A 21,300-nucleotide genomic window follows, 5' to 3' on the forward strand; every position below is an offset into this window, starting at 1 on the left:
GAATTACTTTATGATTCCAGCAAAACAGCCGGACACCCTAGCTTGAAGAACTTGGCCCAGCAGTCTGTGGAAGAAAACGGCCTGAGCGGCCCGCGCCAGCAGCGGGCCCTCGTTACCGTGACGCTGGGCGTCACGATAGCGGTCATGGACGGTGTCATCGCCAATACCGCCCTGCCGCTCATCGCCCAGGACCTGGCGGCGCCCGCCGCGACCTCGATCTGGATCGTCAACGCCTACCAGATCGCCCTGTTCATGGCGCTGCTACCCCTGGCGGTGCTGGGCGAGTCGTTGGGGTACCGGCGCGTCTACCTCGTCGGCCTGTACGTGTTCACCGGCGCCTCGCTCATGAGCGCGCTGGCCGGCAGCCTGACCGCGCTGGTGCTGGCGCGAGTGATGCAGGGCCTGGGCACCGCCGGCATTCTCAGCGTCAATCTGGCGTTGATCCGCTATATCGTGCCGCGCGAGCGCCTGGGACGCGCGATCGGCATGAACGCCACGGTGGCGGCCATCGCTTCGACGGCCGGCCCGGTTCTGGCCAGCGTGGTGCTGTCCATCGGCAGTTGGCCCTGGCTGTTCGCCATCGGCGTGCCGGCGGGCATCGCCGCCATCCTCACCGGTTCGCGATCCCTGCCCGAAAGCCATCGCCGCGAAGGCAGCTACGACTGGCGCAGCGCCATCCTGAGCGCCACGGCGTTCGGCCTGGCGCTGCTTGCCGTGGTCACCTTCTCCCATCGCCTGCCCGCCTTGCTGGTGCTGGGCCTGCTGGGGATGGCGATCGCCACGGGGTGGTTCCTGGTGCGGCGCCAGCGCGCCGTGGAAGCCCCGCTGCTGCCCCTGGACCTGCTGCGCAAGGCGGCGTTCAGTCTTTCGCTGTGCACGTCGATCTGCTCGTTCGCGGCGCAGACGCTGGCCTACGTCGGACTGCCGTTCTACTACCAGCTGGTATTGGGTTTCAATGCCGTCGATACCGGCATCCTGCTGGCCCCCTGGCCGCTGGCGCTGGCCGCCATCGCGAGCAGTTCGGGCAGATTGGCCGACCGCTGGGGCGCCGCGGTACTGGGCTCGATCGGCATGGCGCTGCTGGCCGCGGGACTGCTGCTTCTGGCCGCGCTGCCACGCGAACCGGCCATCACCGACGTCCTGCTGCGCATGGCCATCTGCGGCGCCGGCTTCGGCCTGTTCCAGCCGGCCAACAACCGCGCGATCATGGGCGCGGCCCCGCCTTCGCGCAGCGGCGCGGCCAGCGGCATGCTGGGCACGGCGCGCCTGCTGGGCCAGGCGGCGGGCGCCGCCCTGGTGGCTTATCTGCTGGGCCGTGCCGGCCCGCAAGGCGCCGTGCAATGCCTGTACGCGGGTGCGGCGTGCGCGGGAGTGGCCGGCGTAATCAGCCTGGCGCGGCTGAGGCGCCGCTAGGCCGGCGCGCCCATGATCAGGGCAACGCCGGGCAGCGGCATGTCGGCGCCAGTCCGGCGATGCATGCTCACGCTCCTTGCTGTCCGCGCTGCAAAGTAGCGGCGCATTCGGTCAGGAACGCAGGTCCTGGCTTGGTTCCGAGCCGGCAGCGGCGTCCGTCAAACTTGCAGGAAGAGGCATGCCGACGCGATACAGATGCGTACGGTTGCGCCCGCCCGCCTTGGCGGCGTACAGGGCTTCATCGGCGCAGCGCATGACAGCCTCCAGCGAGGCGCCATGCGCGGGATAACAGGCCACGCCGATCGACACGGTGTAGGACACGCCGGCCTCGGTGGGCGCGGCCTCGATCGAACGGCGTATGCGCTCGGCCAGCTGGGGCGCCTGCGGCACGTCCACGTCCGGCAGCAACACGGCGAATTCTTCGCCGCCCAGGCGCGCCAGGACATCCTTGGTACGCGCGCTGGAGCGCAGGATCCCGGCCAATGACTGGATCACCTCGTCGCCGGCGGCATGGCCGTGGGTGTCGTTGATGATCTTGAAGCGGTCGATATCCAGGGCCAGCACCGTCATCGCGCCGTCCTGCCATGGGGTATTGCGCAGGTACTCCTCCAGGCCCCGGCGGTTGAGCAGGCCGGTCAGCGGGTCGGTCAGGCTGTCCTGGCGCAATTGCTCGAACTTGGTGCCAATCTTGCGGCGCACTGCCATGAGCGCGTTCTTGATCTGCAAGGCTTCGCGATACCAGGCGCGCACACTGAGCGCGCCATCGGCGGCGCGCGGGTTATCCAGCTCGGCGGCCGCCCGCGCCAGCTGCGACAATGGCCGCGAAATGCGGTCGGCCAGCCACCACACGCACAACACGCCCAGGGCCACCCATATGGCCAGCGCATAGACCGTGCGGCGCACCAGCAATTGGGTGGCGGCCACCACGCTGCTTACCGGCCGCTGGGCCACCACGCCCCAGCCGGTGGCGGGCACCACGGCATAGCCGGCCAGCATTTCGGTGCCCAGGGTGTTGACGAAGCGCTGGGCGCCGCCGCGGCCGGCACGCACTTCGGCAAGCAGCGGGTTGCTTGTCTGGCTCTCGCCGATGCGGGTGGCCTGCGGGTGGTACAGCAGCACGCCCTGGCGGTCGACGGCGTACTGGTAGCTGCCGTTGCGGTGGTCGCGCTCGCCCAGCAGCGATTTCAGCGCGTTGCCCTCATGCAGGTAGAACAGCCCGGACAGCACGCCGGCAAAGGCGCCGTCCGACCCGAAGACCGGCTGGGACATGGCGATCAGCCAGCGCCCGGTGGGCGCGATGAACGGGTCGGAAATCAGGGCGCCGCGATGTTCCAGCGCCTGGCGCATCTCGGCCGAGACAACCGGCCGCCCGACGATATTGCCGGCATGCGGGGCAACCGCCCGGAACACGCCGTTGGCATCCACATAGGTAACGGCATTGAAGCGATTGGTCTGCGCCTGCAGGCGCTCGACCTCCTGGGCGATGACGCGGCTGTCGGGCCGTTCGCCGATCTTCTGGGCGCCATAGGCCAGATCGCGCATGGCGTTGGCCAGCAGGTCATCGGCCGCCAGCGCCAGCTTGCGCGCATAGACACGGTTGTCCTCCAGCGTGGAAGACAGCAGGATGTCGCGCTGCACCACCGCGCTGGCATAGAGCGTCCCGGCCAGGGCCAGCAACAATGACAGCATGCTCAGGCCCAGGATCAGGCGGCGCAGATCGAGTTGGCGCATCATCGGGGAACGTAACAGGCAAAAGCGCCATCTTATCCTTATCCGACCCCGTCACGGTTGCAGTTTGGAGGCGAAGGCGGGATAGTATGGTAAGCCGGGCAGCGCGCACGACGAACCGGCAAACTCCGGGAGATGGTCATGAAGAACGTCATAGCCTGCATCAGCAGTCCCAGGCGCGTGCAGAGCATTTGCGACTATGCGATCTGGGCCGTGCGCCGGCTCGGCAGCGAACTGGAGCTCCTGCACGTCGTCGAGCGCGAACAGGATGCGGTGCCCATCGCGGACCTCAGCGGCGGGATCTGGATGGGGACCCAGGAAACCCTGCTCAAGGAACTGGCCGAGCTCGACGAGCGCCGCCAGCAGCTTGCCCAGGAGCAGGGGCGCCAGCTCTTGCAGGCAGCCACCGAGCGGGCGCGCGAGGCCGGCATACAAGGGCTGGCCGGGCTGGCCCGCCAGGGCTACCTGGTCGATGTGCTGCTGGAGCTCGAAGACGACGCGCGCCTGTTCGTGATGGGCCAGCACGACCGGCCCACCAAGCCGTCACGCCTGCTGCCCGACCAGCACCTGGAAGCGGCGGTGCGCGCGCTGCACCGGCCCGTCCTGGTGGCCGGTCCCAGTTTCGTCACGCCGACCCGCTTCCTGGTTGCCTTCGATGGCAGCGCCACCTCCCGCAAGACCGTGGAAATGGTCAGCCGCAGCCCGCTGCTGCAAGGCATGCAGGCCCATGTCCTGACCGCCGGATCGGACGCCGGCGAAGCGCGCCAGGCGCTGCAATGGGCGCGCGAACAACTGGCCCAGGGCGGTTTCGACGCCATCACGCACCATGCTGCCGAGCGGCCGGCCGATGCGCTGGCGGCCTACGCCGGGCAGCACGGCATCGATATGCTGGTCATGGGCGCCTACGGGCATTCGCGCATCCGCCAGCTGGTGCTGGGCAGCACCACCACGGAAATCCTGAGCCGGGTCTCGCTGGCGGTGCTGATCCTGCGCTAGGCGGCGCGTCAGCCGCGCTTGCCGTCGAGCAGCCCCGACAGCGACGCCAGCAGGCTGCCGGCATCGAAGGATTGGCCCGACTCGGCCTGGCCGCCCGGCGTGGCGGTATCCACCAGGCCCGGCAGCAAGCGGCTCAGGTTGGCCAGCACGTCGCCGCGGTCCTGGCCGGACTGCTGCGCCATCTGGTCGACCATGCCCGGCTCCAGCACCGAGTCCAGCTGCGCCGGCGTCACGGGCTGGTTGGGCCCGGCGCTCACCCACGAGGCGATCACCTCGCCCAGGCCGCCTTGCTGGAAGCGCTGGATCAAGGCCGTCAGGCCGCCGGGGTAATTGTTCAATTGCGCGACCAGGATGGGCAGCAACGCTGCCATGCCGCCGTTGGCCGAGCGCTCGTCGCCGCCACCCAGGGCGCCGCCGGCGATCGACGTGAGAGAATCGAGAAGACCCATGACAGGCTCCCAAGAGAAAGAAGGGGAAGCCAGTCTAGCGCATCCGTCCTACGCGGCCGTGCCCGCGCGGCGCGGAAATTGCAACCATTTCCGCGCCACCCTTGGCGGCGCGCCGAACCCGGCCGGCGCTACGGCGTGCGCAGGGCCTTGAGCGTCTTCTGGCCGGCGCGCCCGTCGGCCGGCAGGCCCAGCTGGCCCTGCACGGTCTGCAGCGCCTGGCGCGTACGCGCGCCGATCACGCCATCCGGCTTGCCGATATCGAATCCGCGGGCAAGCAGCAGCTCCTGCAATTCGCGGCGTTCGGCGCGCGACAGGCCGGGATCGTCGGTGGGCCAGGCGCGCGCGAACGGCAAGTCGCCGCGCAGGCGGTCCGACAAATGAGCAATGGCCAGCGCGTAGCTCTCGGCCGCGTTGTACGAATACAGCGCATCGAAATTGCGCAACACCAGGAACACCGGACCTTGCGCCCCGGCCGGCGCCAGCAGCGCCGCGGGCGCATCGCCCGCCGGCAGCGCGCCGCCGTCCACGCGCTTGATGCCGCGCGCCTGCCAGGCGCTCATCGGCTGCTTGTTGCGGCGTCCGGTGCCGGCCAGGTCCATGCCGGCCGGCAGCTTGACCTCGAAGCCCCAGGGCTGCCCGGTTTGCCAGCCGGCGCGGCGCAGGAAGTTCGCGGTGGAGCCCAGGGCGTCGGGCACGCTGTCGACCAGGTCGCGCCGCCCGTCGCCATCGAAGTCGACCGCCAGGCGCAGGTAGGTCGACGGCATGAACTGCGTCTGGCCGAAGGCGCCGGCCCACGAACCGGCCAGGCGCTCGGGCTGCATGTGCTCGTCCTGGATGATCTTGAGGGTGGCGAAGAATTCGCCTCGGAAATAGCTTTGCCGGCGCCCGAAGCACGACAGCGTCGAAAGCGACGTCAGCAAAGGGCGTCCGCCCAGGTTCTTGCCGAAATTGCTTTCGACTCCCCAGACGGCCACCACGGTCGCGGGGTCGACGCCATATTCGGCCTGCGCCCGCGCCAGTACGTCGGCATGCCGGGCCAGGGCCTGGCGGCCGTCCTCGATGCGTTCCTCGTCGACCAGGCCCGCCATGTAGTCCCAGATGGGCGTCTTGAATTCGGGCTGCGCGTCCAGGAAGCCCAGCACGTCCATGTCCGGCGCCAGCGACGCGGTCTGCGCGTCGTAGGTGGCTGCCTGTACGCCGCTCTTGATGGCGTCGCCGCGCAACTGCTTCAGGCAGGCGCGATACGCATCGAGGTCGGCGGGGGTGGCGGCGGCGGGCGCGGCCAGCGCGGGGGTGGCCGCCGCGGCGAAGGCCGTGGCGCACAACAGGCGTAGGTAGGCTTTTTTCATGTGCACCATTCTAATTCGGGCGGCCGCCCGCAGACATGCCCGCGCCGTTACGCCTGCAACAAGGCCCGCAGTTCGTCCTCGTCGAAACCGGCCGCGCGGCGGGCCTCGAGGTTGAACGGGCCACGCAGGCGCGGCGCCCCGTACCGGGAAGCGAGCTGCGCGTACTGCGCCACCGGATCGAGGCCGCGCTGCGCGCACAACGCCTTGTACCAGTGGTTACCGATGGCCACATGGCCGATCTCGTCGCGCAGGATGATCTCCAGAATGGCGGCGCCATCGGCGTCGCCGGCCGCGGCCAGCTTGTCGCGGATCAGCGGCGAGGCATCCAGGCCGCGCGCCTCCAGCGTGCGCGGCACCAGCGCCAGGCGGGCCAGCAGGTCGGCGCGCGTTTTCTCGGCCATCTCCCACAGGCCATTGTGGGCCGGAAAGTCGCCATAGGCATGGCCCAACCCGGACAGATGACGGTTGAGCAGGTCGAAGTGATAGGCCTCCTCGCGCGCCACCTTCAGCCAGTCGAGATAGTAGGCGTCCGGCAGGCCGCCGTAGCGCCACACGGCATCCAGCGCCAGGTTGATGGCGTTGAACTCGATATGCGCCAGGGCGTGCAGCAAGGCGGCGCGCCCTTCGGGCGATTGCACCGAGCGCTGCCGCACCTGGGACGGCGGCACCAGCTGCGGGGCGGGCGGCCGCCCCAGCAGGCCGGCCGGCTCGGCGAGGTCCTGTTGCGCGCCCACCGGCGCGCCAGCGTCGATGGCCGCCACGGCCGCCAGCTTGTCGGCCCAGGCAGGCGTCATCAGGGCGTCCAGCGCCTGGGCGCGCAGACTGGCTCCGGCGCCAGGCACTGCTATGCTTGCTGCTTCCATTGTCTTCTCGTTGCGAAAGGCATGCCGGGCCTGTGGCGCCGCGGCATGGCCACATGGCGACTTTATCATTGGCCATGCCCTCCTCTGTCGAACTCTCGGTGCAAGCCGGCCTGGACCACTTCGATGCGGCCCAATGGGATGCGCTGGCCGGCCCGCAGCCGTTCGTGCGCCATGCCTTCCTGCGGGCGCTGCACGATACCGGATGCGCCAGTCCAGGCACCGGCTGGACGCCCTGCTTCCTGGCCCTGCGCCGCGCGGGCCTGCTGGCCGGCGCGGTGCCGCTCTATGCCAAAAGCCACTCGCGCGGCGAGTATGTGTTCGACTATGCCTGGGCCGACGCCTACGCGCGCAACGGCCTGCCCTACTACCCCAAGCTGCTGTCGGCCGTGCCGTTCACGCCGGTCGGCGGGACGCGCCTGCTGGCGCACACGCATGCCGACCGGCTGCTGCTGGCGCGTGGCCTGATCCAGCTGGCCCGGCAGTTCGAGGTATCGTCGCTGCATGTCCTGTTCCCGAGCGATGACGACCTGCTCGCCCTGCGCGAGGCCGGCTACCTGATCCGCGCCGGCGTGCAATTCCACTGGCGCAACGCGGGCTATGCCGGATTCGACGACTTCCTGGCCGCGTTCAGCCACGACAAGCGCAAGAAAATCCGCCAGGACCGCAAGAAGGTCGCCGCCGACCGCGTTTCGTTTCGCTGGCTGCGCGGCGCCGACATCGATGCCGCGGCGCTGGATTTCTTCTACCAGTGCTATCGCCACACCTACCTGGCGCACGGCAACCCGCCCTATCTGAACCTGGAGTTCTTCCGGCGGCTGCATGCCGAGATGCCGAACGCGCTGGTGCTGATCCTGGCCGAACAGGACGGGCAGCCGGTGGCGGCGGCGCTGAACCTGCAGGCCGACGGCGTGCTGTACGGCCGCTACTGGGGCGCCCGGCGCTACATCCCCGGCCTGCATTTCGAAACCTGCTACCTGCAGTCCATCGAATACTGCATCGCGCACGGCCTGGCCAGCTTCGAAGGCGGCACGCAGGGCGAACACAAGATGGCGCGCGGCCTGCTGCCCACGCCGACCTGGTCGGCCCACTGGATCGCCGACACGCGCTTTGCCGCGGCCATCGACGATTTCCTCGGCCACGAAACCCACGCCATCGACGAATATCGCGACGAACTGGCCACCCACAGCCCGTTTCGAAAAACCTGACACAACCTTCCGGTGCCTGTCCCCGCATGGGGACTGGCACCGGCAAACTTCCCAGGTGCCTGTCCCCGCAGGAATCCGGGTGCCTGTCCCCGCTGGGACAGGCACCTGGGTACCTGGGCACCTGCGCTACAGGAACCGATCCAGCAGCTTGCGGCTATGGCGGTCCAGCGCCAGCGCATCGCGGATCAGGAAGAAAATTCCGTGCATGTCGGTGATCAGCAGGGTATGGCCGGCCAGCCGGCGAATGTCTTCTTCGCCGCGCAATACGAAGGTGGCGTTGCCGCGGTCGGTCTCGACCTGCCAGGACGATGGCGTGGCGAATGTGGACACCGAGACAATGCGCCGGATCTCGGGCATGAATTCGCGGCTGGCCAGCTCTGCTTCGACCAGTTGCCGCTGCGCGGGCGGCAACTGCGCCACGTCGTCCAGCCAGGCCAGCTCATGCCCGTCGGCGCTGACCAAAGACAGGCCGCTGGCCGGAGCGCTGATCGGAAACGCGCGCACCGGCACCACGCCTTCATGTGCCCGGCCGTCGGCGCCGGTGAAAACCAGCCGGCCGGCCTGGTTGCGATGCAGCTGGAATGCGCAGTGGTTCATGGCGGGCTGCGCTCTCATGCGATGGCGGCGATGGCGTCGCTGCCGTCGTCGCCGCCTTCGGCCTGGCGCGTCTGTTGCGCCTGGTACAGCCGATAGTAGGCGCCTTCGCGCGCCATCAAGGCCTCGTGCGCGCCCTCCTCGACGATCTGCCCGCGGTCCAGCACGACCAGCCGGTCGGCCCGCCGCAGCGTGCTGAGGCGATGCGCGATGGCGATGGTGGTGCGCCCGCGCACGAGGTTGTCGAGCGCCTTCTGGATTTCCTTCTCGGTCGTGGTGTCCACCGACGAGGTCGCCTCGTCCATGATGAGAATGCGCGGGTCGATCAGCAGCGCCCGGGCAATGGAGATGCGTTGGCGCTCTCCGCCGGACAGCGCCTGGCCGCGTTCGCCCACCAGCGAGTCATAGCCATGCGGCAGACGCAGGATGAACTCATGGGCATGCGCGGCGCGCGCGGCGGCGATGATCTCCGCGCGCGTGGCGTCCGGCTTGCCGTACGAGATGTTGTCGGCGATGGTGCCGAAGAAGAGGAAAGGCTCCTGCAGCACCAGCCCGATGTTGCGCCGGTAATCGGCGATGCGCAGCGAGCGGATGTCCACGCCGTCGACCAGCACCGCGCCTTCCGATACGTCGTAGAAGCGGCAGATCAGGTTGATCAGGGTGCTCTTGCCCGAGCCGCTATGCCCGACCAGGCCTATCATTTCGCCCGGCGCGATCGACAGGTCCAGCCCGCGTATCACCGAACGGTTGCCGTAGCGGAACCCTACGTCGCGCAGCTCGATGTGGCCGTTCACGCGCGGCAGGTGCACCGGCTTGTGCGGCTCGGGCACGCTGGAGACGTAGTCGAGAATGTCGAAAATGCGCTTGGCGCCGGCGGCCGCCTTCTGCGTCACCGACACGATGCGGCTCATCGAATCCAGGCGCGTGTAAAAGCGGCCGATATACGCCAGGAACGCCGCCAGCACGCCAACCGTGATGTGCTTCTGCAACACCTGCCAGATGCCGAAGATCCACACGATGAGCAAGCCGATCTCCGTCAGCAGCGTCACCGTCGGCGAGAACAGCGACCACACGGTATTGACGCGGTCGTTGACCTCCAGGTTGCGGTTGTTGGCTTCGCGAAAGCGCTGCACTTCGCGCCGCTCCTGGGCAAACGCCTTGACCACGCGGATGCCCGGTATGGTGTCTGCCAGCACATTGGTGATCTCCGACCAGATCCGATCGACCTTCTCGAAACCGTGGCGCAGCCGGTCGCGCACCACGTGGATCATCCACATGATGAACGGCAGCGGCACCAGGGTGGCCAACGCCAGCCACGGGTTGATCGACACCAGGATCGCGGCGGTCATGGCGATCATCAGCACGTCGGTGGCGAAGTCCAGCAGATGCAGCGACAGGAATACGCAGATGCGATCGGTTTCGCTGCCGATGCGCGCCATCAGGTCGCCGGTCCGCTTGCCGCCGAAGTACTCCAGCGAAAGCTGCTGCAAATGTTCGTAGGTGGTGGTGCGCAGATCCGCCCCGATGCGTTCGCTGACCCAGGCCAGGATATAGGTACGCGCCCAGCCCAACCCCCAGGCCAGCACGGCCGAGGCCAGCAGGCCGGCCAGGTACAGCCTGACTTTGGCGTAGTCGATGGGCGCACCGTTCTGGAACGGAATCAGTACGTCGTCCATCAGCGGCATGGTCAGGTAGGGCGGAACCAGCGTGGCGGCGGTACCCAACAGCGTCAGCAGGAATCCGGCCAGCAGCGCGCCGCGATAGGGCCGCGCGAACCGCCACAGCCGCAACAGCGCCCAGGTCGCCGGCGGGGCGGCGGGCTCCTGGCTGCACTCCGGACAGTCTTCCCGGTCGGCGGGGATCGGCGCCTGGCAGGTCGGGCATGGCCGGGGGGATTCGCCTGCCGTCGGGGCCGCGCCGGCCAGGCGCAGGGCCTGGAGACTCTCGAACTGTTCCAGCAGGCGCAGGGCCGCCGGATTGCGGCCCAGGGTGAACCGCCAGCTTGCCAGGCGCCGCGCGCCGGCATCGAGCTCCAGGCTGGCGGCGCCGGCGTGGTCGTGCAGGGCCAGGCGCAGATCAGGGGAATACGGCCAGCTGGACCACTCGCGGCGGCCCGGCGCGCAGGCCAGGATGCGCCGGTCGGTTGCCAACACCATTCCCGTCTCGAAGCGCAGCCGCGCGTCGAGATCGGTTTCCAGCCAGGCCAGCACGGTTTCGCCTGCGTCAAGATGCGAATGAATCGCATCCCTCCACTCGGCCGGCACCTCGCGCCGGCCCGCGCCAGCTAGATTTTGTGGTTTTTTCATTAGAACGCGTTTCGAGCCACGGCCCGGCCCAAAAAGGCGATTCTCCGGCTTGCGGCCTCGGACCTGAAGCCTGTCCGTTCCTTACAACAGCGCGAGTTTATATGGGCAAAAAGGCGGCGTATAGTAGCAGCCGATTTTCACAATTTCCATACTTAGGAATTCTTCCGCCCATCCACGTGTTGGCACTTCCCAACCGGCCCTTCGCCCCTCGACTTTGCACGGGGTGACTTCGGCCTGCCAATGCGCAATCACTCCTCCATAACCATGAAAAAGAAAGACATTGAATTTCTCGATGTCGTGACTTTGCGCGGCCCCAACATCTGGACGTACCGTCCGGTGCTGGAAGCGTGGGTGGACATCGGCGAATTGGAGGATTTCCCCTCCAACACGATACCCGGCTTCTACGAGCGCCTGTCCGGCTGGCTGCCCACGCTGATCGAGCACCGCTGCAGCCCCGGCGTGCGCGGCGGCTTCCTGCAGCGCCTGCGCGAAGGGACCTGGCCGGGCCACATCCTCGAGCACGTCACGCTCGAACTGCAGAACCTGGCCGGCCTGCCGGGCGGGTTTGGCAAGGCGCGCGAAACCTCGCGGCGCGGCGTCTACAAGGTAGTGGTGCGCGCCTGGCACGAACAGGTCACGCGCGCCGCCTTGCAGGAGGGACGCGACCTCGTGATGGCGGCCATCGAGGATCGCCCGTTCGACGTGCCGGCGGCCGTCGCGCGGCTGCGCGCCCTGGTCGACTCGCTGTGCCTGGGGCCCAGCACCGCCTGCATCGTGGACGCGGCCGACGACCGCGACATTCCCTATATCCGGCTGTTCGAGGGCAACCTGGTGCAGTTCGGCTACGGATCGCGGCAACGCCGCATCTGGACCGCCGAAACAGACCGCACCAGCGCCATCGCCGAAGGCATATCGCGCGACAAGGACCTGACCAAGGAACTGCTGTCGACCTGCGGCGTGCCGGTCCCCGAGGGACGGCTGGTGCAAAGCGCGGTCGACGCCTGGGAGGCCGCGCAGGACATCGGCCTGCCGGTGGTCGTCAAGCCCTACGACGGCAACCATGGACGCGGCGTCTTCACCAACCTGCTGACGCGCGACGAAATCGAATCGGCCTATGCCGTGGCGGTGGATGAAGGCAGCGGCGTCATCGTCGAGCGCTTCATCACCGGCAACGAACACCGCCTGCTGGTGGTGGGAGACCGCATGGTGGCGGCGGCGGCGGGCGAACCCGCCTGGGTCACCGGCGACGGCGTATCCACCATCGAAGACCTGATCGGCAGCCAGATCAATACCGACCCGCGGCGCGGCCGCACTGAAAACCATCCGCTCAATCCGGTGCGGCTGGACTCGGCCGCGCGCCTGGAGATCGCCCGCCAGGGCATGACGGCCACCAGCGTGCCCGCCGCGGGCCGCAATGTGCTGATCCAGCGCAGCGGCAACGTGGCGTTCGACTCACCGACCGCGTGCATCCCAGCGTGGCGGCCACGGTGGCGCTGGCCGCCCGCGTGGTCGGCCTGGACGTCGCCGGCGTCGACCTCGTCACCGACGACATCTCGCGTCCGCTGGACCAAACGCGCGGCGCCATCGTCGAAGTCAACGCCGGGCCGGGGCTGCTCATGCACCTGAAGCCGGCCGACGGCCCGCCGCGCCCGGTGGGCCGCGCCATCGTCGACCACCTGTTCCCGGCCGACGACGACGGCCGCATCCCCATCGTGGGCGTGACCGGCACCAACGGCAAGACCGTGGTCGCGCGCCTGGTGGCGCGCCTGCTGCACCTGTCCGGCAAGCAGACCGGCCTGGCCTGCAGCGAAGGCCTGTACCTGAACAAGCGCCTGGTGCAGAAAGGCGACTGCGCCAATTGGGCCGCGGGGCGGCGCGTTCTGATGAACCGCTCGGTCGATGCGGCGGTGATCGAGAACGACAGCGGCGTCATCCTGGGCCAGGGGCTGGCCTATGACCGCTGCCTGGTCGGCGTGGTCACCAACATCGACGACGGCGACCACCTGGGCGATTTCGATATCAACGAAACCGACCGCCTGGTCGACGTGTTCCGCACCCAGATCGACGTCGTGCTGCCCGGCGGCGCTGCCGTGCTCAATGCCCGCGACCCGCGCGTGGTCCGCATGGCCGAGCTGTGCGACGGCGAGGTGCTGTATTTCGGCCTGGACCCCGCCCTGCCGACGCTGGCCGCCCACCTGGCCGACGGCAGGCGCGCCGTCTACCTGCGCGCCGGACGCATCGTGCTGGCGCGTGGCCGCGACGAAGAAGCCTTGGCCGACATCGCCGCGGTTCCGCTGACGCACGGCGGCCGCGTCGCGTTCCAGATCGAGAACGTGCTGGCCGCGGTCGCGGCCGCCTGGGCGCTGGACATTCCGGTCGAGCTGATACGCGCCGGCATCGAAACCTTCGACATCGACCAGGCCGACGCGCCGTGGCAGTTCACGCTGTTCGAGCGCAACGGCGCCTGCGTGGTGGTCGACGACGTGCACAACCCCTCGGCGCTGCGCGCGCTGCTGGCCGCCATCGAACAATTCCCCGCCAGGCGGCGCGCCGCCGTGTACTCGGCCGGCGCCGACCGCAACGACGATGCCCTGGTCGAACAGGGCCGCCTGCTGGGCACGGCGTTCGACCAGGTCGTGCTCTACGACGACGCCACGGTTGCCAGCAAGCGTCCCGCCGGGCAGGCGCGCGGCCTGCTGCGGCAGGGGTTGCGGCAATCGGCGCGCGCCACCGCCATTGCCGACGAGGCCGACCACGCGCGCGCCATCGCCCGCGTGCTCGACGACCTGCGCGAGGGCGACTTCGCGCTGCTGCAATCCGATGAGGCATTCTCCGGCCCCACCATAGACCTGGTGCGGCGCTGGATAGAACAAGGCTGAACCCGCGACTGCGCCCCTCTTGCCGCGCCGCCCGAACGGCGGCGCTTCTTCGACGACAGGAATCCCTGCCATGGAAGTTTCCCGAATCCGCGCCCTGCGCGGCCCCAATCTCTGGAGCCGCAACACCGCCATCGAGGCCATCGCCGCCTGCTCCGATGCCGAATGCGCGATCAACGGCATGCCGGACTTCGAGGCGCGCCTGCGCGCCCGGTTCCCGCAATTGGGCGTGCTGCAGCCGGAAGGCCAGCGCGACGCCATCTCGATGGCCCACGTGCTGCAGGCGACCGCGCTCGGCCTGCAGGCGCATGCGGGCTGCCCGGTCACCTTCGGACGCACGTCCCCCACCATCGAACCCGGCGTGTTCCAGGTCGTGGTCGAGTACAGCGAGGAAGACGTCGGACGGCTGGCGTTCGAACTGGCCGAAGCCCTCATCCGCTCGGCCCAGGACGACACGCCTTTCGACCTGCCCCAGGCCCTGCAACGCCTGCGCGACCTCGACGAGGACACCCGCCTGGGCCCGAGCACCGGCTCCATCGTCAACGCCGCCGTGGCGCGCAGTATCCCCTACCACCGGCTGACCCAGGGCAGCATGGTGCAATTCGGCTGGGGCAGCAAACAGCGCCGCATCCAGGCCGCCGAAACCGACATGACCAGCGCGATCTCGGAGTCGATCGCCCAGGACAAGGACCTGACCAAGATGCTGCTGGACGCCGCGGGCGTCCCGGTGCCGATGGGCAGCTCGGTCGACAGCGCCGCGGCGGCCTGGCAGGCCGCGCAGGCGCTCAGCGGCCCCGTCGTGGTCAAGCCCCGCGACGGCAGCCAGGGCCGCGGCGTGGCGGTCAATATCGAGACGCGCGACCGTATCGAAAGCGCCTTCGAGGCCGCTGCCGAAATCAGCTCGGAGGTCATCGTCGAACGCTACATTCCCGGCCATGACTTCCGTCTGCTGGTGGTGGGCAATACCCTGGTGGCGGCGGCGCGCCGCGATCCGCCGCAGGTCACCGGCGACGGCACGCACACCATCGCCGAGCTGGTGGCCCAGGTCAATGCGGACCCGCTGCGCGGCGATGGCCATGCCACGTCGCTGACCAAGATCCGCTTCGACGACATCGCCATCGCCACCCTGCGCAAGCAGGGCTACGAGGCCGACTCCGTCGCAGCGGCGGGCGCCCTGGTCGTGCTGCGCAACAACGCCAATCTCAGTACCGGCGGCGCGGCCACCGACGTCACCGACGAAGTCCATCCCGAACTCGCCGCGCGCGCCGTCACGGCCGCGCGCATGATAGGCCTGGATATCTGTGGCGTCGACGTCGTCGCCGAGACCGTGCACCTGCCGCTGGAGGACCAGCACGGCGGCGTGGTCGAGGTCAACGCGGCGCCCGGCCTGCGCATGCACCTGAACCCCTCGTTCGGCAAGGGCCGCGCGGTGGGCGAAGCCATCATCTCCCACATGTTCGCCGAGCGCGACGACGGCCGCATTCCGGTCGTGGCGGTGGCCGGCACCAATGGCAAGACCACCACGGTGCGCCTGACGGCGCATATCCTGGACTGCGCGGGCCACCGCGTCGGCATGACCAACTCGGACGGCGTCTATGTGGGCAAGCAGCGCATCGACACCGGCGACTGCAGCGGCCCGCGCAGCGCCCGCCGCCTGCTGCTGCATCCCGACGTGGATGCCGCGGTGCTGGAGACCGCGCGCGGCGGCGTGCTGCGCGAGGGCCTGGCCTTCGATCGCTGCAACGTCGCCATCGTCACCAACATCGGCATGGGCGACCACCTCGGGCTGGGCTATATCAGCACCGTCGAGGACCTGGCGGTCGTCAAGCGCGTGATCGTGCAATACGTGCAGCCTGACGGCATGGCCGTGCTCAACGCCGCCGATCCCATGGTGGCCGAGATGGCCAGCGCCTGCCCTGGCTCGATCACGTATTTCGCCGAAGACCGCAACCATCCCGTCATGGCCACCCATCGCGCCCAGGGCCATCGCGTGGTCTATCGCGACGGCGACAGTCTCGTCGCCGCGCAAGGCGGCGCCGAAGTCGCCTTCGCACTGGCGGACATTCCGCTGACGCGCGGCGGCGCGATCGCCTTCCAGGTGGAGAACACCATGGCGGCGCTGGCGGCGGCCTGGGCGCTGGGCATCGACTGGGACACCATCCGGCACGCGCTGGCCATCTTCGTCAACGACGCGCAAACGGCCCCGGGACGCTTCAACGTCTTCGATTTCCGCGGCGCGACCCTGATCGCCGATTATGGCCACAACCCCGACGCCATCCAGGCGCTGGTGCGGGCCATCGACACCATGCCGGCGCGCCGCCGCAGCGTGGTCATCAGCGGCGCGGGCGATCGGCGCGACGAAGACTTGCGCCAGCAGACAGAGATTCTGGGCGGCGCCTTCGACGACGTGATCCTGTACCAGGACCAATGCCAGCGCGGCCGCGCCGACGGCGAAGTGGTGGCCTTGCTGCGCCAGGGCCTGCAACAGGCGCCGCGCACGCGCCACATCGACGAAATCCAGGGCGAGTTCGTCGCCATCGACGCCGCACTGCAGCGGCTGGCCCCTGGCGACCTCTGCCTGATCCTGGTGGACCAGGTGGAAGAAGCCCTGGCCCACATCGCCAGCCGCGTCGCCGGGCAGCCATGACAAGCGCGGTTACCTGAGCCCGTCAAAGCGGCTCAATTCTTTGCTCAAATGTAACTAAGGCCGGCGCAAGCCGGCCTTTTTTTCCCTGCGCAAAATGCATCGCCAGCCACGCCGGACCATTTACATTTCCCCACACGCCGGTTTGACACCGCCACCGCCCCCTCTTACGGTAGAACCGTACGCTGATCAGTGTCCACACTCACTCGCGGCAAGGCATTCGGCAGGCACGGATCCCGCGCCGCAACGACCTAGAAGAGGACAACCATGAACAACGATATTGTTGCAGGCAAGTGGAAGCAATTGACGGGCAAGGCCAAGGCGGCCTGGGGCGAGCTGACCGACGACGAGCTCACTCGCACCGAAGGCAATGCCGAACGGCTGGCTGGCCTGATCCAGGAGCGTTACGGCAAGACCAAGGAACAGGCCCAACGGGAGGTGCGCGAGTTCTTCGACCGCAATCCCTGACTGACTGCTTCGTGACTCAAGGAGAAACATCATGCTGCACTACGCGGTCGTGTTTTTCGTCATTGCCATCATTGCAGCCGTACTGGGCTTCGGCGGCATCGCCGCCGGCGCGGCCGGCATCGCCAAGATCTTGTTCTTCGTGTTCCTGGTGCTGGCGCTGCTGTCCATCCTGGGCGGCGTCTTCAGGAAATGACGGGCTGCGCCAGTACCCGCTCCTGATCCTGGGCTTCATCGATAAAGGAGAATAACCATGCAAGTTCGCAAACTGTTCGTTGCCACTCTCATCGGCGCCACCGCCGCCATCGGTTCGCTGGCCCACGCCGCGGGCGAAGACAAGCCCAAGCAATCGGTGGGCGAGTACGCCTCCGATGCCACGGTCACCACCAAGGTCAAGGCTGCCTTCGTCGCCGACAAGTCCCTGAGCGCGCTGGACATCGCGGTCGAAACGAACAATGGCGTGGTGACGCTGACCGGTACGGTCGGCACCGCCACCGAGGCGGATCAAGCAGCGACCGTGGCGCGTGACGTCGAAGGGGTCAAGCAGGTCATGAACAACATCAAGGTCGATCCGGCCAAGGCCGCGAAATAAGTCATGACGCGGGGCCGCCGGGTGGTCCGGCGCGCCGTACGTGTACCGCCTTCGGGTTCGCCCGAAGGCTTTTTTTTGGTTCATCGCGCATTGCCGGGGAAGGCGGCACGGATTTTGAGGAAGAAGTATTCCTGGTCGCGGTAGCCGTAAGCGCGCCGCTTGATGACCTTGATAGTGTTGTTGATGCCCTCGACAATGCTGGTGTTCAGGGGATGTCGGCATCTGGCCAGGATGCCGTGCAGATAGCCTTTCAAGCGCTGAGCGAAGGTGTTCAAGGCGGCTATTCCGCTTTGCTCGGCCTGCTCGTACCAGTGGTTCCAGGCTTGTCTTGCCCAGGCAGGTCTTTGGTAGAACCAGAGCCGTTTGAGTTCGTCACGCAGGACATAGACCGTCAGCAGCGGCTGGTTGGCTTGCAGCAATTCGTCGAGCCGGACGGCCTGCTGCCGATCCAGGTTGTCACGGTTGCGCAGCAGCAGCCAGCGACTCGATTTGATGATCCTGCGTGCGGGACGATCCTGGCGTAGTTGATTGGCCTGATCCACGCGCACCCGATCAATGACCTCTCGTCCATACTTGGCCACGACATGGAACAAGTCATAGACGATCTCCGCCTGTGGGCTGTGGGCCTGGATCTCCAACTCGTAGGCGGTGGTCATGTCGATGGCAACGGCCTTGATGCGTTGGGCGGCCCCAGGCGGCAATTGTTCGAAGAACGCCCGGGCCGTCTCGCGTGAGCGTCCTGGGCCAATCCACAGCACCTGCCTGCCGATCGGATCGACCACCACTGTCGCGTAGCGATGCCCTTTGTGCAGGGCAAACTCGTCCATCGCCAAATACTCGATCTTGGACCAATCCGGTTCGCGCACCGACGCACGCAGCCGAGCCTTGTCCAGCGTCTTGACGGTATGCCAACCCAGCTCGAAGAACCTCGCCACCGCCTGCACGTTGCTCGATTGCAGCAATTGGCTGCAGGCCTGCGCCAGCCGATCCGTCACCCGTTGATATCGCCCCAGCCAGGCAAGCCGCTCCAGGCGCGGGCCGCCGCATTGCTCACACCACAAGCGTCGGCGCGGCACGTGCAGAACGACCCGATACTCGAATAACGGCAGATCTCGCACCCGTCGAACCGTGGTCTCATGCACCTGGCGACACCGCGCGCCGCACTGCTCGCACAGCATCACCTTGGCCGTTGGCTTCAAATAGATCGACAGCGTGCGCCCTGGGTCTTCGGGCCATTCCACGCGTTCGACGCCATAGCCCTGCCAGCCTCCCAGCGACTCCAGCAACTTGCGATCCAGCATCTCCCTGCACTCCTGATGGCAAATACCTGCCGTCAAGAATACGAAAACTTGCCAAACCCCTCCACGCTATTGCGCGATGAACCTTTTTTTTGTGCCTGTCCCCGCGGGGACAGGCACCCGCGCATCGGGACGGAACCGGCACCTGCCGCGTCCGCCGCGGCCTAGCGCGGCAGGCGGATCTCGCCGCGTCCGATCTCGATCACGCCGCCGCCCACCTGGATGGCGCCGGCGTCATCCACGTCCAGCCGCAGCCGACACGGCCGGCGCACCAGGTCTCCCTGTTCGACCAGGATATGGGCGGGCAAGGGCGCGCCGCGCGCCAGCAGCCAGCCGCCCAGGTTGGCGCATGCCGAGCCGGTGCCGGGGTCTTCGGCCACGCCGCCGCCTGCGCGCGCATGAAAGTAGCGGGACTGCACGATGCGCCGCGCGCCTGCGCCGGTCTGCGGCCCGAATGCAAAGACATAGGCGGTCTTGCGGCCCAGGCTGTTGGCGGGCCAGCGCGCGGGCCATGCGGCGTGCGGCGCGGCGCGCATCACCGCCTCCGGCGTCTTGAGCGGCACCAGCAGCTGGTCGGAACCGGTATCCACCCATAGCGGCTCGTCATGCAGATCCGCAGGGTCCAGGCCCAGCAGGCCGGCGATCTCGCCCGCGGCCAAAGCCGCACGCGCCGTCCTGGGCATGCCGGACGACGGCGCCGTGAAAGTCCATGCGCCGTCGTGCTCGCGCACCGGCACGACGCCGGCCTTGAAACCCAGGCGCACCGACGCCCCCAGCCCCAGCAACTCGCTGACCACCCGCGCCGTCCCCAGGGCAGGATGGCCGGCAAAACGCATCTCGGCGTCGGGCGTGAAAACGCGCACCTGCGCATCGGCGCCTTCGCCGCCAGGCAGGATGAATGTGGTCTCGGACAGATTGAACTGCAGGGCCAGCGCCTGCATCTCCTCGTCCCGCAAACCGCGCGCGTCCTCGAACACGCACAGCGGGTTGCCGCCGAAACAGGATTCGGCGAACACATTGAGCAGGCGGAAAGCGTAGGACGTCATGGCGGGCGGAACCAGGCGCGGACAGCGCCCGGCAGAGGTGGCGGGACCGCCACCATACCGCGCCGCGCGTGGCCGCGCTACCAGATGGCGAAGAACAGCACCCACGAAAGGCAGAACGGCGCCAGCCCCGCCACCGTCGCCAGCCAGGCCAGCCCGCGCCGCGCAAAACCGGCCGGACGACGCGCCAGCAGACGCCACACCAGGCGCAGCGACCACAGCACGGCGAGCGCCAACAAGGTAAAGCGCACCGGATTGGCCCAGCCCGTACCTACCCCTTCGTGCCGCAGCAGGATCAGCGTGGTGGCGGACAGGCCGAGAAACACGCCGATTCCGGCACAGGGAATCAACCCCTGCGCCAGCTTGTGCACGCCGGCCAGCCGGCCCGCGCGCGCAGCCAGCGGCGCAACGCGGTCGGCCAGCCACAATGCGGCGAATGCCGGCAAGCCCACGGCCAGGGTCGCCCCGGCCACGAACAGCAGGATGCCCGCGCCGTCCAGCCAGGAGAAACTGTCGTTGACGTCCGGGTAGTGCGTCAACACGAACCACGGCGCATTGTCCAGCAGCGGCCAGATGATGTCATGCTCGACCAGCCAGGTGGCCACCCACTGCTTGATCGTCACGTACCAGGGGCTGGCGCTCCACAGGAAGGCCCCCACCGCCACGCCCATCAGCCCGAAACAGATCAGCGCGGTCTGCCAGCCGTCGCCGTCGGCGACCTCCACGATCTCGGTTTCGGGCGAGCGCGGCGCCAGGGCAATCGCCCCGCGATAGCCGCTACAGCGGCCACAGACATGGCAGTCGCCCGCGCCCTTCATGTGGCGCAGCGGCACCAGCGGCGCGCAATTGATCGCCTCGACGCGAATGACCGGATGGCGCCATTTTTCCTCGTCCACCTTGAAATGCCAGGGCGCCAGCTTGGCCAGCAAGTTGAACACGCCATTGACCGGACACAGGTACTTGCACCAGACGCGCTTGCTGCGGCCGTAGCGCCAGCCGACGATCATCGCCGCCACGGTCGAGCCGCCCAGCACCGCCAGCGCCGCCAGCGGGTACTGATAGACACTGACCAGCTGGCCGTAGATCGTCGTCAGGGCAAAGGCCACGAACGGCCAGCCGCCCCAGCGCATCCAGCGCGGAATGGCCCGGCCCTGGCCGCGCTCGCTGGCCCACTCGGTGAGCATGCCCTCGGGACAGAACCAGCCGCACCAGGCGCGCCCCAACAGCGGCATGGAAACCAGGACGAACGGCCACCACACGCCCCAGAACGCGAATTGCGCCAGCACGGTCAGGTTGTCGAAGACCGACGCGGCGTTGTCCGGCAAGGGCAGGAACACCGGCACGATCAACAGGAACGCATACGCAGCGACGATGCCCCATTGCAGCTTGCGCAGCAAAGGGGCATGGTCGCGAAGCACGTCGGCAAAGCGGGCGGTTGCCCGCCCGAGTACAGATGCCATGTCAAACCTTCATGTCGTG

The 21,300-nt window shown here is 68.2% G+C and carries 16 protein-coding genes and 1 pseudogene; 8 read left to right on the forward strand and 9 right to left on the reverse strand.

Going from position 1 to position 21,300, the window contains the following annotated elements:
* Nucleotides 1-42: 42 nt before the first annotated feature.
* The gene (locus tag LK409_RS13995; RefSeq protein WP_003813541.1) at nucleotides 43-1,413 is read left to right on the forward strand and encodes an MFS transporter; all 1,371 of its coding nucleotides are present in this window, start codon (nucleotides 43-45) and stop codon (nucleotides 1,411-1,413) included.
* 111 nt (nucleotides 1,414-1,524) lie between these two features.
* Here the strand turns inward: LK409_RS13995 and LK409_RS14000 are convergent, their stop codons facing one another.
* The gene (locus tag LK409_RS14000; RefSeq protein WP_010928932.1) at nucleotides 1,525-3,147 is read right to left on the reverse strand and encodes a sensor domain-containing diguanylate cyclase; all 1,623 of its coding nucleotides are present in this window, start codon (nucleotides 3,145-3,147) and stop codon (nucleotides 1,525-1,527) included.
* 135 nt (nucleotides 3,148-3,282) lie between these two features.
* Here LK409_RS14000 and LK409_RS14005 point away from each other — a divergent pair, with 135 nt between their 5' ends.
* Nucleotides 3,283-4,137 (forward strand): universal stress protein, encoded by an 855-nt coding sequence (locus tag LK409_RS14005; protein ID WP_010928933.1) that lies wholly within the window; start codon nucleotides 3,283-3,285, stop codon nucleotides 4,135-4,137.
* Between the two features lie 8 nt (nucleotides 4,138-4,145).
* Here LK409_RS14005 and LK409_RS14010 read toward each other — a convergent pair whose 3' ends face one another.
* The 3 genes from LK409_RS14010 to LK409_RS14020 form a co-directional block, all read right to left on the reverse strand.
* Nucleotides 4,146-4,586: a YidB family protein gene (locus LK409_RS14010; protein WP_003813548.1), complete on the reverse strand. Its 441-nt coding sequence runs from the start codon at nucleotides 4,584-4,586 to the stop codon at nucleotides 4,146-4,148.
* Between the two features lie 128 nt (nucleotides 4,587-4,714).
* The gene (locus LK409_RS14015) at nucleotides 4,715-5,944 is read right to left on the reverse strand and encodes a lytic murein transglycosylase (RefSeq protein ID WP_003813550.1); all 1,230 of its coding nucleotides are present in this window, start codon (nucleotides 5,942-5,944) and stop codon (nucleotides 4,715-4,717) included.
* Between the two features lie 38 nt (nucleotides 5,945-5,982).
* Nucleotides 5,983-6,798 (reverse strand): ferritin-like domain-containing protein, encoded by an 816-nt coding sequence (locus LK409_RS14020; protein ID WP_010928934.1) that lies wholly within the window; start codon nucleotides 6,796-6,798, stop codon nucleotides 5,983-5,985.
* Nucleotides 6,799-6,851: 53 nt separating this feature from the next.
* Between LK409_RS14020 and LK409_RS14025 the strand changes: the two genes are divergently transcribed.
* Entirely contained in the window at nucleotides 6,852-8,003 is a 1,152-nt protein-coding gene (locus LK409_RS14025; protein WP_010928935.1) for a GNAT family N-acetyltransferase, read from the forward strand.
* Nucleotides 8,004-8,129: 126 nt separating this feature from the next.
* On the opposite strand, the gene LK409_RS14030 is transcribed toward LK409_RS14025, so the two are convergent.
* Both LK409_RS14030 and LK409_RS14035 read right to left on the reverse strand, forming a co-directional pair.
* Complete coding sequence (locus tag LK409_RS14030; protein WP_010928936.1) at nucleotides 8,130-8,618, reverse strand: cyanophycin metabolism-associated DUF1854 family protein; 489 nt, start codon at nucleotides 8,616-8,618, stop codon at nucleotides 8,130-8,132.
* Nucleotides 8,615-10,903, reverse strand: coding sequence for a cyanophycin metabolism-associated ABC transporter (locus tag LK409_RS14035; RefSeq protein ID WP_010928937.1), 2,289 nt, complete (start codon nucleotides 10,901-10,903; stop codon nucleotides 8,615-8,617). Before LK409_RS14035 ends, LK409_RS14030 begins: the two co-directional genes overlap by 4 nt.
* Before the next feature lie 264 nt (nucleotides 10,904-11,167).
* On the opposite strand from LK409_RS14035, the pseudogene cphA (LK409_RS14040) reads away from it, so the two are divergent.
* The 5 genes and pseudogenes from cphA (LK409_RS14040) to LK409_RS14060 all read left to right on the forward strand — a co-directional run bounded on the left by cphA (LK409_RS14040) (nucleotide 11,168) and on the right by LK409_RS14060 (nucleotide 17,480).
* Nucleotides 11,168-13,782, forward strand: a pseudogene (gene cphA, locus LK409_RS14040) (cyanophycin synthetase).
* A 70-nt stretch (nucleotides 13,783-13,852) separates the two neighbouring features.
* On the forward strand, nucleotides 13,853-16,426 hold the full coding sequence (gene cphA / locus LK409_RS14045) for a cyanophycin synthetase (protein ID WP_010928938.1): 2,574 nt from the start codon (nucleotides 13,853-13,855) through the stop codon (nucleotides 16,424-16,426).
* A 264-nt stretch (nucleotides 16,427-16,690) separates the two neighbouring features.
* On the forward strand, nucleotides 16,691-16,891 hold the full coding sequence (locus LK409_RS14050) for a CsbD family protein (protein WP_003813568.1): 201 nt from the start codon (nucleotides 16,691-16,693) through the stop codon (nucleotides 16,889-16,891).
* A 31-nt stretch (nucleotides 16,892-16,922) separates the two neighbouring features.
* On the forward strand, nucleotides 16,923-17,084 hold the full coding sequence (locus LK409_RS14055) for a DUF1328 domain-containing protein (RefSeq protein ID WP_003813570.1): 162 nt from the start codon (nucleotides 16,923-16,925) through the stop codon (nucleotides 17,082-17,084).
* A gap of 57 nt (nucleotides 17,085-17,141) precedes the next feature.
* Nucleotides 17,142-17,480: a BON domain-containing protein gene (locus tag LK409_RS14060; protein ID WP_003813572.1), complete on the forward strand. Its 339-nt coding sequence runs from the start codon at nucleotides 17,142-17,144 to the stop codon at nucleotides 17,478-17,480.
* Between the two features lie 80 nt (nucleotides 17,481-17,560).
* Here the strand turns inward: LK409_RS14060 and LK409_RS14065 are convergent, their stop codons facing one another.
* From LK409_RS14065 to LK409_RS14075, 3 genes are all read right to left on the reverse strand, one after another.
* Nucleotides 17,561-18,781: an ISL3-like element IS1001 family transposase gene (locus LK409_RS14065; RefSeq protein WP_010927279.1), complete on the reverse strand. Its 1,221-nt coding sequence runs from the start codon at nucleotides 18,779-18,781 to the stop codon at nucleotides 17,561-17,563.
* A gap of 161 nt (nucleotides 18,782-18,942) precedes the next feature.
* A complete protein-coding gene (locus LK409_RS14070; RefSeq protein WP_003813574.1) occupies nucleotides 18,943-19,824 on the reverse strand; it encodes a PhzF family phenazine biosynthesis protein in 882 nt (293 codons plus the stop codon).
* 77 nt (nucleotides 19,825-19,901) lie between these two features.
* Nucleotides 19,902-21,281 carry a 4Fe-4S binding protein gene (locus LK409_RS14075; RefSeq protein WP_010928939.1) on the reverse strand — a complete coding sequence of 460 codons (1,380 nt, stop codon included), beginning with the start codon at nucleotides 21,279-21,281 and terminating at the stop codon, nucleotides 19,902-19,904.
* Between the last annotated feature and the right edge of the window lie 19 nt (nucleotides 21,282-21,300).

Origin of the sequence: Bordetella parapertussis (genome assembly GCF_020735925.1) — a bacterium.
Taxonomy (GTDB): domain Bacteria; phylum Pseudomonadota; class Gammaproteobacteria; order Burkholderiales; family Burkholderiaceae_B; genus Bordetella; species Bordetella pertussis.

Bases quoted from the DNA above. Each gene is read 5' to 3' on its own strand.
- cphA (WP_010928938.1), top strand. From the start codon at position 13,853: ATGGAAGTTTCCCGAATCCGCGCCCTGCGCGGCCCCAATCTCTGGAGC.
- LK409_RS14060 (WP_003813572.1), top strand. From the start codon at position 17,142: ATGCAAGTTCGCAAACTGTTCGTTGCCACTCTCATCGGCGCCACCGCC.
- LK409_RS14000 (WP_010928932.1), bottom strand. From the start codon at position 3,147: ATGATGCGCCAACTCGATCTGCGCCGCCTGATCCTGGGCCTGAGCATG.
- LK409_RS14035 (WP_010928937.1), bottom strand. From the start codon at position 10,903: ATGAAAAAACCACAAAATCTAGCTGGCGCGGGCCGGCGCGAGGTGCCG.
- LK409_RS14055 (WP_003813570.1), top strand. From the start codon at position 16,923: ATGCTGCACTACGCGGTCGTGTTTTTCGTCATTGCCATCATTGCAGCC.
- LK409_RS14015 (WP_003813550.1), bottom strand. From the start codon at position 5,944: ATGGTGCACATGAAAAAAGCCTACCTACGCCTGTTGTGCGCCACGGCC.
- LK409_RS14005 (WP_010928933.1), top strand. From the start codon at position 3,283: ATGAAGAACGTCATAGCCTGCATCAGCAGTCCCAGGCGCGTGCAGAGC.
- LK409_RS14030 (WP_010928936.1), bottom strand. From the start codon at position 8,618: ATGAGAGCGCAGCCCGCCATGAACCACTGCGCATTCCAGCTGCATCGC.
- LK409_RS14070 (WP_003813574.1), bottom strand. From the start codon at position 19,824: ATGACGTCCTACGCTTTCCGCCTGCTCAATGTGTTCGCCGAATCCTGT.
- LK409_RS14075 (WP_010928939.1), bottom strand. From the start codon at position 21,281: ATGGCATCTGTACTCGGGCGGGCAACCGCCCGCTTTGCCGACGTGCTT.
- LK409_RS14025 (WP_010928935.1), top strand. From the start codon at position 6,852: ATGGCGACTTTATCATTGGCCATGCCCTCCTCTGTCGAACTCTCGGTG.
- LK409_RS14010 (WP_003813548.1), bottom strand. From the start codon at position 4,586: ATGGGTCTTCTCGATTCTCTCACGTCGATCGCCGGCGGCGCCCTGGGT.
- LK409_RS14020 (WP_010928934.1), bottom strand. From the start codon at position 6,798: ATGGAAGCAGCAAGCATAGCAGTGCCTGGCGCCGGAGCCAGTCTGCGC.
- LK409_RS14050 (WP_003813568.1), top strand. From the start codon at position 16,691: ATGAACAACGATATTGTTGCAGGCAAGTGGAAGCAATTGACGGGCAAG.
- LK409_RS14065 (WP_010927279.1), bottom strand. From the start codon at position 18,781: ATGCTGGATCGCAAGTTGCTGGAGTCGCTGGGAGGCTGGCAGGGCTAT.